Below are 15,145 nucleotides of genomic sequence, written 5' to 3' on the forward strand. Positions count from 1 at the left end.
ACTTTCGTGCTGCAAAAGTACAATAATTTATGAATTTGTTAATGTTTTAATAAATCGATTAAATTAACGTCATTTCCTAATAATATTTCATTCGGATTGACTCGACCATGCAGGTTTCCGTTTTCTAATTTTAAAACACCTCTTGGACAAACAGCGCTGCAAATTCCACAACCCACACAACTAGAGCGCACTATGTTTTCTCCCTTTTGGGCGTAAGATCTGACATCTATTCCCATTTCACAATAGGTGGAACAATTTCCACATGAAATGCATTGGCCTCCATTGGTGGTGATTCTAAATTTTGAGAATAGACGTTGTTGAAAACCTAAAATGGCTGCCATAGGACAACCAAAACGGCACCAAACTCTACTCCCAAAAACAGGGTAGAACCCAGTTCCAATAACCCCTGAAAAAATAGAACCGATTATAAAACCATAGGCGGTTCTTAAAGTTTCAGCCTTGAATAAAAATAGTTTTGATTGAGGGTCAAGAAAGTGAATACCAATAAGGGTTATTATAATGACAAAATAACCAATGGCTCCATAGCGTGCATCTTTCCCAAGTTCTTGTCTTTTAAATATCATAGTTAAAGCAAAAACCAGAGATAACAAGCCTCCAACTAAAGCTAAAAACACCTCTTTTGTTAACCAATATTTAGATGTGTCTTTTTCTAAATAGGAATAAATCACCGCAGTAGTCATGAGTATAACAAATACCAGAACACTGTGAATTACCCAGCGTTCAATTTTCCAGGCTACTTGCCGTTTGTCACTTAATTGTCTAAATGGGTCACCAACGGTTTCAGCCAAGGCACCACAGCCACAAACCCATGAACAATACCAGCGTTTCCCATATTTATAGGTTAAAACAGGGGTAATGATGAATATAGAAATAATCCCGAAAATAAGAAGTGCAAGTCCAATATTACCGGCATTAATAAATTCGTCAATTCTATATTTCTCAAAGTTGTAATAGTTTAAAGGCCAAATGCTTTTCAAATCATAATAGGGAAGGCTAAATGTTTCTGAATTTAACCTTGACATGAATTCTGGAATTAAAAAGGCAAAAGCCAACTGAAAAAACATGACAGAACCTGTTCTTAATTGTTGGTATTTGTTATGTCTATATTTCAACATAAATTTATATCCAAACACTAAAATGCCAACGGTATAGAGTGTACCATAAACAAACCATTGGCTTGCTTGATGACCATTTAATAACTTACTTAACGGATCAAAGAGAGCGATCATTCCAGTATTGGCTTCTCCTTTTTGTCCTAATCCTAACAGATATGGGTAAAAGTAAAGCACAATATAAAACAGTGTCAAGGTCACACCTGTAACCCAACCTAAAAATCCTTTTGATGAGATAGATTTAAACCAAACACCATCATTTTTAATGCCTTTTGATTTGGTCAAATAAATGTCATTTGAGAACAATGTAACGCCTAAAGTGATACCTCCTAAAGCGAGTGACAAAAACAGACTTTTAGAAGGGAAGTCAATATTAAAAAGAGATAAAATCAAAATAAAAAGGCCGGTAACTCCAATGAAAACAGAGATTTTCTGCTTTAGAGATAAATCGTTAGCATCAGGTTTGGCTAAAGACATACTTTCTTGAAATTTATGGCTCATCTTATGCTTTTTGTATTTGATTTTTATAAGTAATTAAAACGTCATTTTCATAACATTTGTGCAATTCGGGGTCAAAATTTGCCTCACTTAAATGATTGATAACATAATCAATATCTCGTTTTTCATTAAGCCATGTATTAAAAGTCTCATGACGCATTCTTATTCCAAAAGTATTGATTCCTAAAAATTCATTGGTTTTGGTGTTGTATTCAATGGTTATGCATTTGGTGTTATCTGCCTGTTGCCAATGAAAATGTGTATGGCCTTCTTTAGGTTTTGAAAAAACCCATCCATAAGTTTGATATTCAATATCAAAAAATTTAGCCGAGTTAAACCAGTGACCGGGATTGTATGACATTTTATTTCCACAAATAGTTTGTGCAATCACTTCTCCCATCATCCGGCCAGTATACCAAACAGCTTCAACTGGTCTTCTGTTTCCAATGGGTTCTCGTTGTTCTGCACAATCCCCAATAGCATAAATATTTGGAATGTTTGTTTCGAGATGTCTATTAACTAAAACACCTTTATTAACTTCTATTTTTGTAGATTTTAAAAATTCTATATTTGGCGATACACCTGCGGTTAAACCAACTAAATTACACGCGATTTCTTCACCAGTTTCTTCTATTACAATAGATTTTACATGCCCATTTTCGTCTGAAATGATCTGTTTTAAATTTGAGGATAAGCGCAAATCAATATGATGACTTATAATATGTCTGTTAATCATGTCGCTTTCTCCTTTTGGTAAAACACCATTCCAAAAACTGGGTTCTCTGACCAAAAAAGTAACAGGAATATTTCTGGAATGTAGCATTTCAGCCAGTTCAATACCAATCAGGCCTCCTCCAATAATGACAGCATGCTTGCAGACTTTGTTGTTAGGAGCAAGTTGCTCCAGACGTTCTAAATCTTGTTTATGGTACATGCCTAACACCCCTTTTAAGTCTTGCCCGGGCCAACCAAATTTATTGGGTTTGCTCCCTGTGGCGATGATAAGTTTATCAAATTTTAGGGAATTTCCAGATTCAAAAAAAAGTGTTTTGATTTCAGTATCTATGGTTTTCACATAACCTTTTACCAATTCAATATTATTTTTTTTCCAAAACCAATTTTCATAAGGTTGCGTATGCTCAAACTTCATGTGTCCCATATATACATACATGAGTGCTGTTCTTGAAAAAAAATAATCACTTTCAGCAGAAATAATGGTAATGCGTTTATCAGAAAGTTTTCGAATATGTCTGGCGGCTGTGATGCCTGAAATTCCATTTCCAATAATAACAACGTGTTCCATAAAATGATTTAATTAGATGCTTAGTCGTATGAATTGTTAAAACCTATTTAAGTTTTCATTTGTTTCCTTAAATTTAGAAAAAAATTAATGCTTATGAGGCTAATTTATGCATTTTGTTTATTGTTTTTGTTAGGCAGCTGTGCCATGACAAGTATTAATCCAACTAAAATAAACGGCGTGAGTTTTGTGGCTTCAAGAGATTCAATAAGTAAAAAAAATATTGATCCGATTTTAAAAATACACGCTAATTATGCCTCTGTCATGCCCTTTGGTTTTATTAAAAATTTATCACATCCTGAAATTCAATATAATTCTAATAGGCAGTGGTTTGGTGAAACTAAGACTGGAGTTAAACAATATATACTAGAATTAAAGGAGGAAGGTGTTCATGTAATGATGAAACCTCAAATTTGGGTATGGCGAGGAGAGTTTACTGGACAAATTAGTATGACGACAGAAGAAGATTGGAAATTTTTAGAAGATTCTTATACCAAGTTTATTATGGATTATGCGAAATTGGCCGAGGAAACTGATGTTGAAATATTTTGTATTGGTACAGAATTAGAGAATTTTATAGATAAACGTCCAAATTATTGGAAAAAGTTAATTTCACAAGTGAAGCAGGTATATCATGGAAAACTTACTTATGCTGCTAATTGGAATGAATATCTTAAAACTCCTTTTTGGAGCAACCTTGATTATATTGGTATAGACGGATATTTTCCTATTAGTGATTTAAAAACTCCCTCGGTTGAAGATTGTAAAACCGGATTACAGCCTTGGAAAAATGAAATGAAAGCGTTTTATAGCAAGTTAAAAAAACCAGTTTTATTTACAGAGTTTGGATACAGAAGTGTTGATTTTAATGCAAAACAACCATGGCGTTCTGATGGTTACTTGGATGAAGTAAATTTGAAAGCTCAGACCAATGCAACAAAAGCATTTTTTGATGCTTTTTGGAATGAAAATTGGGTTGCCGGAGGTTTTATATGGAAGTGGTTTCACAATCATGATAAATCTGGGGGAAAAGAAGACAACCAGTTTACACCCCAAAATAAACCTGTTGAGTTTATTATTAAGGAGATTTATTCTAATAATTAACTAATATTATTCAAATAATAATTGTGTAATGTTTTTGCGGAAGCACCAAGCCTATGTTTTAGGTGTATCACAAAAAAATGATATTGTAATTTCCAGACGCCATGTTTTTTATACAGTCTAGCGGAAGTAATGATATTTTTTTGAATGACCTTAAATTCTTTTAGCTGGCAAAGTTTTTTAACCAGAATATTGTCTTCATAAATAATATAGCTTTCATTGTAACCACCAACCTTATGAAACAATGTTTTTGTTATGAAAAGGCTTTGGTCTCCACCACGACAAATTGGCCAGGAAAATTGAGTAAACCACCCCATAAGTTTTAACCAGTAATGTTTACTGTCAAACTGCATTTTAAAACAACCGGAATGTTTGCCGTTTTCAACTTGATTAATTATTAATTGATCAAAGTGTTTAGGCGGAATGGAGTCTGCATGTAAAAAATATAAAACGGAACCTATAGCTTTTTTTGCTCCGACATTCATTTGTTTGGCTCTGCCTTTTTCAGATTTAATTAAAAGAATGCTTTTAAATTCAGAGACAACTTCAATAGAGTTATCCGAACTACCACCATCAACCACAATTATTTCAGCAATATTTTCTTTTAATGAAGATTCAATAAGATAATTAAGCAAGGAATTGATGGTTTTTGCTTCATTAAGAATAGGAATTATGATTGAAATCTTAGTCATTTAAATTCCAGTTGTAATCCTTAAATTTGATTTTAGCATGCTCTGAAATCTCGATGTCAGAGTATTTATTTAAGAAATTTATTAAAGAGCCCTTGTGTTTAAAATCTTTTGAAAACCATTGAAATATTTTTGAGAGTTCAAGACTATTTGGGCTAATAAAATTTTTGGAGGTGTCTGATAAAAACTCTTTAGTAGCATTTGTTAATTGCGACTCTATTTTAGAAGATGAAAAGGCTTCATTCTGTAATTTGGGACAAGAAATTGAGGCACAAACAATGGCGAAATGAATCCGTGGCTCATCCATTTTTCTGAGAATATCATGTTCTAGGTTATTTAATGACATGGTATTTGAGCCAATTTTAATAAATATTTTATCCCATGGTCTTTGTATGTCTTTGATGCTTTTTACAGGATAGTTATCCATAATTAGTTTGATTGTAAAAGCATTATAGGTATTAATCCAAAAGGCTAATTTTTCGTTTTTTGACCAGTTTTCGTCTGGAATTATTTTTGTTAAGCTTTGTAAAACGAAATTAAGATTGTCTGGGTTATTTTTTATGCCCTCATAATTTACTTTACCTTCTTTTGAAACATGTTTTTTTAGAAAATTATTCCATAAAGAAAAGTCATTCTTTTGCGCTTGAACATTTAAGAGCAGAAAGAAACAAAAAATAAAACTATAAAATTTTGAGATCATTTTTTGGTTAACAACACCCACCACCATCATAATGATAGGTAGATTCACTTATAAAAATATCATTTCGTTTTAAACTGGCTAAAGCACCGGCTGTTTTATCACAAACAGCTAAGGGCTGATTTTGAATTAAGACATGTCCTTTTTTATCATCAAAATAATCATCTGAACCATAATAAATAGCAGCCTTTCCTGTGAAAATACAGGGGCCATCTAAGGGCATGGGGTCTTTAATCGCTGCTACTTCAATAGATTCAATATAAATTAATTCTTCTGTTGGGTAATGTTTTGAGTCAAGTATACGGTAGGGTTTTCTGGCTCTAATTTCAATGGTTCCAAAACCAGCATCTGTTAAAGCTTTTACATATTCTGAAATAGGCAAACTACCACTTAAGCATAAAGCCCGTAATCTGTCGTCATTGCGCAACTCGTCATTCATGGGTTGTTCACAAGTTGGGTCACTCATCACTAAACGTCCGTGAGGTTTTAAAACACGGTACATTTCAGCTATGGCTTTTTTTAAATCGTCTGCTTTAAAAATATTAAACAAGCAATTCTGAGCTGTTACATCAATGCTATTATCTTCTACTGGCAAGTTCATAGCATCTCCTTTTTTCAGGTCTACAAATTCACTTTTAAACCAGTCATTTTGTGCTTCGGCCTCCATAAAATTTTTACGTGATGCTTCTAACATTTCGTCAACCACATCAATACCTACAACCCCTCCTTTTTGACGGTTGAAATAGGCAAATTGCAATAATTCCATACCACCACCAACACCAACATAAAGTATTTTAGGGTTATTGGTTAAATCGCGCGCATGTACCGTGCTACCACAACCATAATTCATTTCCTGCATGATTTTAGGTATTTTTAAACCTGGTAATTCCCATATAGGATTCGTGGTGCAGCATAATCCAATATCAGGAGTTAGTGCTGCTTCTTTATAAACATTATGTGTGGTTTCTAAATAACTCATAATTATAGGGTCTTAATCAATTCTTTAAATAGGGTAATCATGTTGGGCTCTGCTTTTCCTGCCATGGCTAAAATTTCATTGATGTTAATGGGTTTTAATTGATTTGGATCGCATTCATCTGTTAAAACAGAAACAGCTGCTGCTTTTATTTTTAAATGATTTGCTACAATAATTTCTGGAACGGTGCTCATTCCAACAGCGTCGGCACCAATAATTTTCAGCATTTTGTATTCGGCTCGTGTTTCAAGTTGCGGCCCAATAACACTGGCATAGACCCCTTTATGTAAAGTAATATTATTGGCTTTGGCGATCTCTTCGAATTTTGAATTGATGTCAAAATCATAAGGAGCACTCATGTCTGTAAAGCGCTCACCTAAATGCTCAACGCCCTTAAAAGCTAGTGGCGAATTACCTTGAAGATTGATATGATCATCAATAAGCATTAATTCTCCTTTTTTAAAATTAAGATTAATGGCCCCAGCAGCATTGGATACCAGCAGGGTATGAATACCCAACTTCTCCATAATTCGAACAGGATAAGTAACATCCTGTAATGAATAGCCTTCATAAAAATGGAAACGACCTTGCATGACCACTACTTTTTTACCTTCTAAGTTGCCATAAATCAGTTTGCCTTTATGAAATTCAACTGTCGCTGTTGGAAAATAAGGAATGTGATTATAGCTCACTTCATGAATGATTTCAATTTCTTGAATAAGCTGGCCCAATCCAGTTCCTAGTATTATACCTATTTCAGGTTTATGAAAACCTTTTGATATCAAATAATCAGTGGTTTCTGTAATATATTTAATCATTTGTATTGTAAAATTTTCTAAGTTGTTGATACGGTTCGATATCTTCAAAGGTATCAATATCGTTTAATTTTTCCATGAGGGTATAGGTACTATTTTGAATATCTTTAATAGTATCTTTAAATACGGTTGAAGTTCCCCAAGCTTTGTTTTTAAATACGTTTAAATGTAGTGTTTTCATTCCTAAAAGGTAATAACCACCATCTTTTGCCGGACCTATGACCAGTTCATTGGTCTCTAATAATTCAAAAGCATCATCCACATGTTTAGTATTCAGATCCAATAAATCACTTCCAATAATAATAACCTTTTCATAATTCAATTGAAATAATTCTGTAAAGGCATTTTCCATGCGTGTGCCTAAATCTGTACCGTATTGTAATTTTTTTCTAAAGATATCTTTGTTCCAAAGGTCATTTTTAGCAATGTCATCAGAATAAAACACAAATTTGTCTGCCTTAATATTTTTAGAAATTTCAGCAGTATGGTTTAACAAGTATTTGTAAATTTCTAAAGCGGCTTCATCACCAATAACCTTTGCTAATCGGGTTTTACATTTTCCTAATTCTGGATTTCTGGTAAAAATAATGAGCGCATTTTTTGAAGTGGGAAAATAAAAATTAGTTACTAATTCATTATCAGATTCTGAACCCTTTGTGCTGAATAACCCCATTTTAAAACACTTTTTTACCTTTTTTTAACCAGTTACCCCATTCTTTTGAATAGACGTGTACATTTTCTGTTTCTGCATTTTCTAAATTATAAACCCTGAAATTGTTGTTTTTCCATTCAAAAATGCCACCGTAAAGATTGAAAACATTTGTGTAACCAGCTTTTTTCAATTTGGAGGCTATGGTTTCTGAGCGAATGCCTATTGAACAATACACCACTATTTCTGAATTTTTGTTTGGAATTTTTGCAATAACAGAATCTAACTCAAAATTATTGTATCCCACAAAAATGGCATTTTTTAAATGACTGGTATTGTATTCTCCTTTTTCCCTGGCGTCTAATATAAAGGCTTTAGTTTTTGGCATTGCCAATTCCTGAACGGTTATATAGGGTATGTTTTTGGTGTTATAATGCTTTAACAATTCTGGAAGTGATTCTTGAGCATTACTATAGAACGTAAAAAAGCAAAGGGCAATTGATATAAAAACTTTCATGATTAAGCGACACTTCCTTGACAACTACTTCCGGCACCTGCTGTACAACCATAACAGTGTTGAGAAATAACTATATCTCTGTTAAAAAGGAGTTCCTCATTATAATCTGAAATGTGTTTTATCTTACTGTTAACAGGTAGTTCAAGCATTTGGTTAAAATCACAATCATATAAAAACCCATCCCAGCTTACTGAAAGCGTGTTGGTGCACATGACGTTTTTAACAGCTGTTGGATTATAAGCCTCAACCAATGAATACATATAGTCTTCATAATTATCTGAAGCGATTAAATAGTCTAAAAACCTACTAATTGGTAAGTTAGTTATAGCAAATAAATTATGAAATTGAATGTTAAAATCTTCTAACAAGGACTTTTTAAAATCCTTCTCTAAAGAGGTTTGATTTCCAGGTAAAAAGGCTCCTGATGGATTGTAAACCAAATCTAATCGAAGGTTACTGCCTGGCATACCATAGCCTATAGCATTTAATTCTTTTAATGCTTCTATGGATTGGTCAAAAACACCTGTTCCACGTTGTTTATCTGTTTTACCTTTAGTCCAATGCGGCATTGAAGAAACTACATGCACGTTATGAGATTTAAAAAACTCAGGTAAATCTGCAAATTTTTTGTTGGATTTTATAATCGTTAAGTTTGATCGAACTATAAAATCTTTAATGCCCACTTTACTGGCTTCATCAACAAACCATCTAAAATTTGGATTCATTTCTGGGGCGCCTCCGGTTAAATCTAAGGTATGGGCTCCTGTTTTTTTGATGACTTCCAAACATTTTATCATGGTTTCTTTGGTCATGATTTCTTTTCTGTCAGGACCAGCATCCACATGGCAATGTTCACATACCTGATTGCACATGTAACCAACATTAATTTGAAGTATTTCTAATTTTTTTGCTTTTAAAGGAAACTGATTCGTTTCAGCTATTTTGTCAGCAAATTTTGGTAAATCACCACTTCTAAAAATGCCATTTGATAATATTTCGAGTTGTCTTTTGCTATTTGCTAATTCGCTTTCGCGTTTATGTAATGATTTTGTAACCAATGTAAAGAATGGATTGAGATTTAATTAATAAGACGATTAAAATAATAAAACTTACATTTCAAGCTTATTAACTTTATTCATCATTTGTACGCCGTGAACCAAAGAAGCTCCACCTCTAATAGCGGCAGCAACATGAAGTGCTTCCATCATTTCTTCTTTTGTAATTCCACGTTGTAATCCATCGCCTGTATAGGCGTCAATACAATAAGGGCATTGAATTGTATGGGCAACGGCTAAAGCAATTAATGATTTTTCTCGTTCTGATAAGGCGCCTTCTTCAAAAACTTTGCCGTAGTAATCAAAGAATTTTTTGCCTAATTCTTCATTCCATTCAGAAATTTTTCCGAATTTTTTTAAATCCGCCGGATCGTAATATGTTTTTTGCATTTAATTTGAATTTTCTTTAAAGATATGAATCTAATCTAATTAGTTGAATGGTTTAAATAGACTTTACACAATTTTAATTAAGTTAGAAGTTAACCTAAGACTTTTAGCTTGTTAATTTCATTTTCAATATATTCTAAATTGGAAAGATCAACATTTACATGACCTAAAGCGCCTTCCATACTGCTATAAACCTCATAATACAAACTTTTTATATTGTCATTTAACTTAAATAATAAAGCGTTTGAAACTTGATTGGGGGTTGAGGTAAGCAGCGCCAGATTTTTATGATTAGTATTGAGTGTTTCTTGAACCCAGTTTCCATATAATTGAAGTTCCTTTAATGACAATTTTACATTAGTTAATCTAAGGTCAATGATATAATTAAAACTGGCATCATAATTTGGGTCAATTATAATGGATTGTTTTAATTTTTTTATTCCTTCAAAAGTCAAGTCATTTTGATGAAATTGAATAATTAGTTTTAGCTTATTTAAAATTAAATATTTGTAAATTCCAGACATAATTGTTTATCAACAAATTAAATAAGATTCAAAAATATTAATAACAAATGAAATTAAAATTAATAGTTGTATTCTTTTTCTTTTTTATAGCATTTTATGCTCAAAACAACATGGTGTTTTTAACCTATAATATTAAGTTAGATTTCCCAAAAGAAGGTAAAAATAGTTGGACAAATCGTAAACCTTTAATGGTAAGGCAATTGCAATTTTACGAGCCCGATATTTTTGGAGTCCAGGAAGCCATGCCTAATCAAATGAAGGATTTAGATAGTCTGTTAATTGATTACAGTTTTGTTGGGGTTGGCAGGGACGATGGAAACAATCAAGGTGAATATTCAGCCATATTTTACAAGAGTAATCAGTTTAAGGTTTTAAATACCTGCACATTTTGGCTGTCTCAAACCCCTGAAAAGGTTTCAATGGGTTGGGATGCTGTTTGTAATCGAGTTTGTACCTATGCCTTATTTGAAAATAAAAATAACCAAAAACAATTTTATGTATTTAATACTCATTTTGATCATATAGGAGTCGAGGCCAGAAAGAATAGCGCTGTTTTAATTATTCAAAAAATCAAAGAAATAAATACTGAAGGGTATCCTTTAATTTTAATGGGAGATTTTAATATGCAAGAGAACCATGAAAGTATCCAATATATATCAAAGTATTTAAAAGATTCAAAAACTGTTTCAAAATCAGAGCCATTTGGTCCGTCCGGTACTTTTAACGGTTTTAATTTTAATAAACCAGTAACCGAAAGAATAGATTTTATATTTGTAAGTCCTGAAATTAAAGTTGAAAAATATGCTGTTTTAATTGATTCTAAAGATTCTAGGTATCTTTCAGATCATTTGCCTGTGCTAGTAAATTTAAAATTATAGCATAAAAAAACCCGAACAATTTGTTCGGGTTTTTCTGGTGGAGCCAAAAGGAGTGATATCGAACTATTTTTATGACGATTTAAATATTTTGAATAAAAAAACCCTCTAAATTTCTTTAAAGGGTTTAAGGTTCTAGTGTGGAGTAGGAGAGTATTGTTTTATTGTTTCTTAATGTTTTTTTGAGAATAAAATATAATAAAAATGCTTAAAATAATAATGTTTGTCTCTTTTGAAAGAAATGATTTTTGTGACATATTCTTTCTTTTATATTTACATTTTTTAGAAGAAGGCAAAGGGATGTTATGCTAAACTGATTTCTCTTTGATAAGTTGCAGCTCCTCATGGTGCTTAAAGCTCTGTTTAGAGTGTAGAATAGCTTTTTGTATTATTCCTTATAATCACCTGAAAATAATCAATAACAGGTTTTTTTGTACCAATAATCTTAAAAAAAAGTAATAAATACCACAGAATCAAAATAAATGCTAATTTTATTGCAAAATGAAGCTAATCAATATATTAATTGGTAATAATTATGTTTAAAAACGTAATGTGTGAATTGAAATATGATCTATGCTAATTCAAAAAACCGCTGAATGATTATTGAAAGTTATTTTGAACTGATTTTACTTTTGGGAGGGGTTTTGTCCTTTCTGTTATCTATGTATCTCATATTTTACCCAGGGAATTTTTTTCCAAATAGAATTTTAGGGGCTTTGGTATTTTCATGGACTATCACCGTTTTTGTTTTTATTCTTCATTCAACTGATTTTTATTTAAAACATATTCATGTCTATGCCGTCTTTGACTTTTTTACATTAATGTTTTTCCCCTTGATGTATCTTTATTTAAGGAATTACTTATATAGAGATATAAAAAAACCTCATCTTCAATTGTTCCATTTTTTACCTGCCCTTTTTTATTTGCTCGTTTTTATGCCATTCTTCATTAAATCTGCCGATGCCAAGCTTAAAATGATTCAAGATGGATTTCCTTTGTGGTACACTGTTTCTCAAACTGTTTTTAATGTTATAATTATTATTCAAGGGGTAATTTATACTGTTTTTTGTTTGAGAACTATACACAGATTTCAATATTTTCGCAAAAAGCATCTTTCTAAATTTCAATTATCTACTCTTAATTGGTTAAGAACCTTTGTTTTTGTAAATGTAATTCTTTGGGTTTTTGGAACAACTGGAGCCGTTTTAGATATATTGGGCATCCGTTTATTTATAGACCTTTTTAAATTGTTTTATGCCGGTTTAAGTTTATTTACTATAATTCTAGCCATATTCACTATAAAAAGACCAGAACTGTTTTCAGAATCTGAAGATATTATAAACTTGGTTCATATTAATAAGGCTTCTGGACTTAAAAGTATTACTAATCAAAATAATCAGGATTTTAAAGTTTTGTCTCAATTTATTGTTGAGCAAAAGCCATATTTAAAGAATGATCTTAAAATGCAGGATCTTGTGGAGTCCACTGGCATCACCTACAAAAGAATATCAGAAGTATTTAATAAAAATTTTAATAAGAGTTTCTATGATGTTATGAATGAATACAGACTAGAAGAAGCAAAGGTTTTAATTTCTAAAGGATTTCATCGAGAACATACTTTAAGTTATTTAGCTGAAAAAGCTGGATTTAATTCTAAAACCACCTTTAATAGAATATTTAAAAAATATACAGATCAGACCCCAAGCGATTATATTAAGAATTTAGAAGAATCCGCTCTCTAAAATAATGATTTTCTCTGAATTTTATTTTTATAATTAAACCACCTACAAGCCTAAATACTTTTTTAAAATTATTTCTCAGAATACCAATGGTGTATTTATTTGTCTTTTTAGAGTGTTGTTTTAATCAGATTTAAAACGAAAAAAACCATACACCATCTTTATTAAATTCATGTTGCTTTATTTGAAGCGTCCTTTTTAATTTCATAACAAATAAGTTAAATACTTGTTAGTCAAATTAATATAATAAAAGTTTCATTAAATACTTCGTATCAATACATGCAATGACACGTAAAATTATTTAGGGACACTCTAAATGTTTCTTAAATAATTAATTATGCCATCGCATAGAGCAAATTTTAACAAAACTTTAAAAAATTAATTAACAAAACTTTAAAATTATGAGAATTAGAATCTTTACTTGTTTTTTATTAGCAGGTATTTTATTACTTAACAGTTGTGTACAGGGAGACATTGACGAGTTACAAAATCAAATAAATGATTTAAACTCTAAATTAGAAGATCTTCAGCGAACTCAACAAGAAGCTTTATTAGCAGCCATTGCTAGTTTACAAGCAGACTTAGCATTATTGAATAGTGAGTTAGTGGGTGATTTAGAATTGCTACAACAAGAAGTTGAAAATAATGCAAATGCGGTTTATTATGGAAATGTCATCACTGATGGAGACTATGCCTTATTAACTGCACAGGGTGCTACTATTATTACTGGTAGAGTAGTCATATCAAGTGACGCGCATGTTCAAGCTTTAGCTGATGTAAAATTAATCGGCAAAAATCTTGAAATCATGGGTGGCTCAACCATTACTATGACTGCTTTGCAAAGCGTTGGCGAAAATTTACTTGTTTCAAACATAAGTGAGGATGCTACCATAGACTTATCTACATTATCTTCAGTAGGTGGAGATTTTGAAGTCATGAATAATTCTGGTCTTACTAGTCTTATGGCAAATAACCTGGTATTAATCTCTGGTGGTTTAAACTCAGAGAGAAACTTAGGTTTTACAACTTTATCTTTTGCAAAACTTGATCAGGTTGATGACATTTACGTCAATGAATATGACGACAGAGATTTTGACAGTCTTGCAGGTGATTTAGCTACATTAGAATTGTCATCAGCCAATGTAAATAATGATGTGAGTATACATTATTTAGGAGCCGTTGCAAACCTAGCTTTAGGTAGCATTGGTGGAGATTTCATCTGTGAATATTCAGACCTTGCAAAAATCACTTCAAATGCTGCTACCATTGGTGGCGATTTTATAATGGAATACAATAAATTTTTATCAAGTATTGATGTGGTAAGTCTTTCAAGAATTGAGGGGAAATTAAGAATGGTTTCAAATTATGATTGGAACACTCCAGGATCTGGTTTAACTACAATGCCTTCATTTGCTGCTCTAACTTTTATTGGCGGTGATGTTTATATCTCCAGTAATTCAAATTTAACAACAGTTGAGGCTTTCAATAATGTTACAGAAGTTAGAGGAACAAGTATTGAATTTTCTGGAAATGGAAATTTAGACAATGTAAATATTTTTAATGCTTTGGTAGATACTGCAAATCCTGCCAGCCAATGGGGAGATTATTCACACGCAAGTATAAATGTTAATGCCAATACATTCTGGTTTACTGGTTTTAATGCTCTTACAGAAGCTCTTAATTTAAATGTCTCAATAGCAAAGACCGCAGGCGTATTCAATGAAGTAACTGGGGAATTTGAACCAGGAGGCGATACCTCTAAGTTTGAAGGATTCGATAATTTAACAGATGTTTCTGTTTTAGAATTAACGGTATCTGAAGTTACTGAGTTTAATGCCTTTGGAGCTTTAAACAATTTTAAAAATTACCAAACATACCTTACAGTTTATATGCCTAATGATCCTAACGTAGGTTTATGTTCAATGGAGCCAATTTTTACCAAGATAAAAAGTGGTGCTTTTGACAACTGGAATGGAACAAGAAAAGCGGTATTCACATTAAATTGGTCTGAGCAGGATAGAGATACTGCCATTGATCAATTGCTTGCACCTTGTACACCCTAATTACATCTTATTAAAAAGAAAAGATTAATAGCAACCAATTTCGCGGCACCTCCTATTTTGGGGGTGCTGAGAAATTAACAAAATAATATAGCACTTGTATAATCTTAACTATTAAGTATCCCAAAAC

15 protein-coding genes are annotated in these 15,145 nt (G+C 31.9%); 4 read left to right on the plus strand and 11 right to left on the minus strand.

Translation table 11 applies throughout. From position 1 onward, the window contains the following. Positions 1-38 precede the first annotated feature (38 nt). Complete coding sequence (locus V8G56_RS03750) at positions 39-1,634, minus strand: 4Fe-4S binding protein (RefSeq protein ID WP_395437120.1); 1,596 nt, start codon at positions 1,632-1,634, stop codon at positions 39-41. 1 nt (position 1,635) lies between these two features. Continuing rightward, positions 1,636-2,934, minus strand: a complete 1,299-nt coding sequence (locus V8G56_RS03755; RefSeq protein ID WP_395437121.1) for an NAD(P)/FAD-dependent oxidoreductase — start codon at positions 2,932-2,934, stop codon at positions 1,636-1,638. Between the two features lie 93 nt (positions 2,935-3,027). Here V8G56_RS03755 and V8G56_RS03760 point away from each other — a divergent pair, with 93 nt between their 5' ends. Next, positions 3,028-4,035: a glycoside hydrolase family 113 gene (locus V8G56_RS03760; RefSeq protein ID WP_395437122.1), complete on the plus strand. Its 1,008-nt coding sequence runs from the start codon at positions 3,028-3,030 to the stop codon at positions 4,033-4,035. On the opposite strand, the gene V8G56_RS03765 is transcribed toward V8G56_RS03760, so the two are convergent. From V8G56_RS03765 to V8G56_RS03805, 9 genes are all read right to left on the minus strand, one after another. Beyond that, on the minus strand, positions 4,032-4,724 hold the full coding sequence (locus V8G56_RS03765; protein WP_395437123.1) for a TIGR04283 family arsenosugar biosynthesis glycosyltransferase: 693 nt from the start codon (positions 4,722-4,724) through the stop codon (positions 4,032-4,034). The two genes, V8G56_RS03760 and V8G56_RS03765, sit on opposite strands and share 4 nt — an antisense overlap. Beyond that, on the minus strand, positions 4,717-5,421 hold the full coding sequence (locus V8G56_RS03770; RefSeq protein ID WP_395437124.1) for a DUF547 domain-containing protein: 705 nt from the start codon (positions 5,419-5,421) through the stop codon (positions 4,717-4,719). Before V8G56_RS03770 ends, V8G56_RS03765 begins: the two co-directional genes overlap by 8 nt. 7 nt (positions 5,422-5,428) lie before the next feature. After that, positions 5,429-6,397 (minus strand): arsenosugar biosynthesis arsenite methyltransferase ArsM, encoded by a 969-nt coding sequence (gene arsM, locus V8G56_RS03775; protein WP_395437125.1) that lies wholly within the window; start codon positions 6,395-6,397, stop codon positions 5,429-5,431. A 2-nt stretch (positions 6,398-6,399) separates the two neighbouring features. Beyond that, positions 6,400-7,212, minus strand: coding sequence for a purine-nucleoside phosphorylase (locus V8G56_RS03780; RefSeq protein ID WP_395437126.1), 813 nt, complete (start codon positions 7,210-7,212; stop codon positions 6,400-6,402). After that, positions 7,205-7,882, minus strand: a complete 678-nt coding sequence (locus V8G56_RS03785; protein ID WP_395437127.1) for a TIGR04282 family arsenosugar biosynthesis glycosyltransferase — start codon at positions 7,880-7,882, stop codon at positions 7,205-7,207. The genes V8G56_RS03780 and V8G56_RS03785 overlap by 8 nt, the downstream gene beginning before the upstream one ends. A gap of 1 nt (position 7,883) precedes the next feature. Continuing rightward, the gene (locus V8G56_RS03790; RefSeq protein WP_395437128.1) at positions 7,884-8,375 is read right to left on the minus strand and encodes a rhodanese-like domain-containing protein; all 492 of its coding nucleotides are present in this window, start codon (positions 8,373-8,375) and stop codon (positions 7,884-7,886) included. Between the two features lie 2 nt (positions 8,376-8,377). Beyond that, on the minus strand, positions 8,378-9,433 hold the full coding sequence (gene arsS / locus V8G56_RS03795; protein WP_395437129.1) for an arsenosugar biosynthesis radical SAM (seleno)protein ArsS: 1,056 nt from the start codon (positions 9,431-9,433) through the stop codon (positions 8,378-8,380). Between the two features lie 51 nt (positions 9,434-9,484). After that, the gene (locus V8G56_RS03800; protein WP_331633607.1) at positions 9,485-9,820 is read right to left on the minus strand and encodes an arsenosugar biosynthesis-associated peroxidase-like protein; all 336 of its coding nucleotides are present in this window, start codon (positions 9,818-9,820) and stop codon (positions 9,485-9,487) included. 89 nt (positions 9,821-9,909) lie between these two features. Beyond that, positions 9,910-10,341 (minus strand): hypothetical protein, encoded by a 432-nt coding sequence (locus tag V8G56_RS03805; protein WP_395437130.1) that lies wholly within the window; start codon positions 10,339-10,341, stop codon positions 9,910-9,912. Positions 10,342-10,388: 47 nt separating this feature from the next. On the opposite strand from V8G56_RS03805, the gene V8G56_RS03810 reads away from it, so the two are divergent. The 3 genes from V8G56_RS03810 to V8G56_RS03820 all read left to right on the plus strand — a co-directional run bounded on the left by V8G56_RS03810 (position 10,389) and on the right by V8G56_RS03820 (position 15,018). Next, positions 10,389-11,219: an endonuclease/exonuclease/phosphatase family protein gene (locus tag V8G56_RS03810; RefSeq protein WP_395437131.1), complete on the plus strand. Its 831-nt coding sequence runs from the start codon at positions 10,389-10,391 to the stop codon at positions 11,217-11,219. A gap of 593 nt (positions 11,220-11,812) precedes the next feature. After that, positions 11,813-12,958, plus strand: a complete 1,146-nt coding sequence (locus V8G56_RS03815) for a helix-turn-helix transcriptional regulator (protein WP_395437132.1) — start codon at positions 11,813-11,815, stop codon at positions 12,956-12,958. Positions 12,959-13,356: 398 nt separating this feature from the next. Beyond that, positions 13,357-15,018: a coiled-coil domain-containing protein gene (locus tag V8G56_RS03820; protein WP_395437133.1), complete on the plus strand. Its 1,662-nt coding sequence runs from the start codon at positions 13,357-13,359 to the stop codon at positions 15,016-15,018. Positions 15,019-15,145 lie beyond the last annotated feature (127 nt).

It is taken from the genome of Gaetbulibacter aquiaggeris (assembly GCF_044003965.1).
In the GTDB taxonomy this organism is placed as follows: domain Bacteria; phylum Bacteroidota; class Bacteroidia; order Flavobacteriales; family Flavobacteriaceae; genus Yeosuana; species Yeosuana aquiaggeris.

What these genes read in the sequence shown, in the direction of transcription:
- V8G56_RS03750 (WP_395437120.1), bottom strand. Translation starts at nt 1,634, where the DNA reads ATGAGCCATAAATTTCAAGAAAGTATGTCTTTAGCCAAACCTGATGCT.
- V8G56_RS03755 (WP_395437121.1), bottom strand. Translation starts at nt 2,934, where the DNA reads ATGGAACACGTTGTTATTATTGGAAATGGAATTTCAGGCATCACAGCC.
- V8G56_RS03760 (WP_395437122.1), top strand. Translation starts at nt 3,028, where the DNA reads ATGAGGCTAATTTATGCATTTTGTTTATTGTTTTTGTTAGGCAGCTGT.
- V8G56_RS03765 (WP_395437123.1), bottom strand. Translation starts at nt 4,724, where the DNA reads ATGACTAAGATTTCAATCATAATTCCTATTCTTAATGAAGCAAAAACC.
- V8G56_RS03770 (WP_395437124.1), bottom strand. Translation starts at nt 5,421, where the DNA reads ATGATCTCAAAATTTTATAGTTTTATTTTTTGTTTCTTTCTGCTCTTA.
- arsM (WP_395437125.1), bottom strand. Translation starts at nt 6,397, where the DNA reads ATGAGTTATTTAGAAACCACACATAATGTTTATAAAGAAGCAGCACTA.
- V8G56_RS03780 (WP_395437126.1), bottom strand. Translation starts at nt 7,212, where the DNA reads ATGATTAAATATATTACAGAAACCACTGATTATTTGATATCAAAAGGT.
- V8G56_RS03785 (WP_395437127.1), bottom strand. Translation starts at nt 7,882, where the DNA reads ATGGGGTTATTCAGCACAAAGGGTTCAGAATCTGATAATGAATTAGTA.
- V8G56_RS03790 (WP_395437128.1), bottom strand. Translation starts at nt 8,375, where the DNA reads ATGAAAGTTTTTATATCAATTGCCCTTTGCTTTTTTACGTTCTATAGT.
- V8G56_RS03800 (WP_331633607.1), bottom strand. Translation starts at nt 9,820, where the DNA reads ATGCAAAAAACATATTACGATCCGGCGGATTTAAAAAAATTCGGAAAA.
- V8G56_RS03805 (WP_395437130.1), bottom strand. Translation starts at nt 10,341, where the DNA reads ATGTCTGGAATTTACAAATATTTAATTTTAAATAAGCTAAAACTAATT.
- V8G56_RS03810 (WP_395437131.1), top strand. Translation starts at nt 10,389, where the DNA reads ATGAAATTAAAATTAATAGTTGTATTCTTTTTCTTTTTTATAGCATTT.
- V8G56_RS03815 (WP_395437132.1), top strand. Translation starts at nt 11,813, where the DNA reads ATGATTATTGAAAGTTATTTTGAACTGATTTTACTTTTGGGAGGGGTT.
- V8G56_RS03820 (WP_395437133.1), top strand. Translation starts at nt 13,357, where the DNA reads ATGAGAATTAGAATCTTTACTTGTTTTTTATTAGCAGGTATTTTATTA.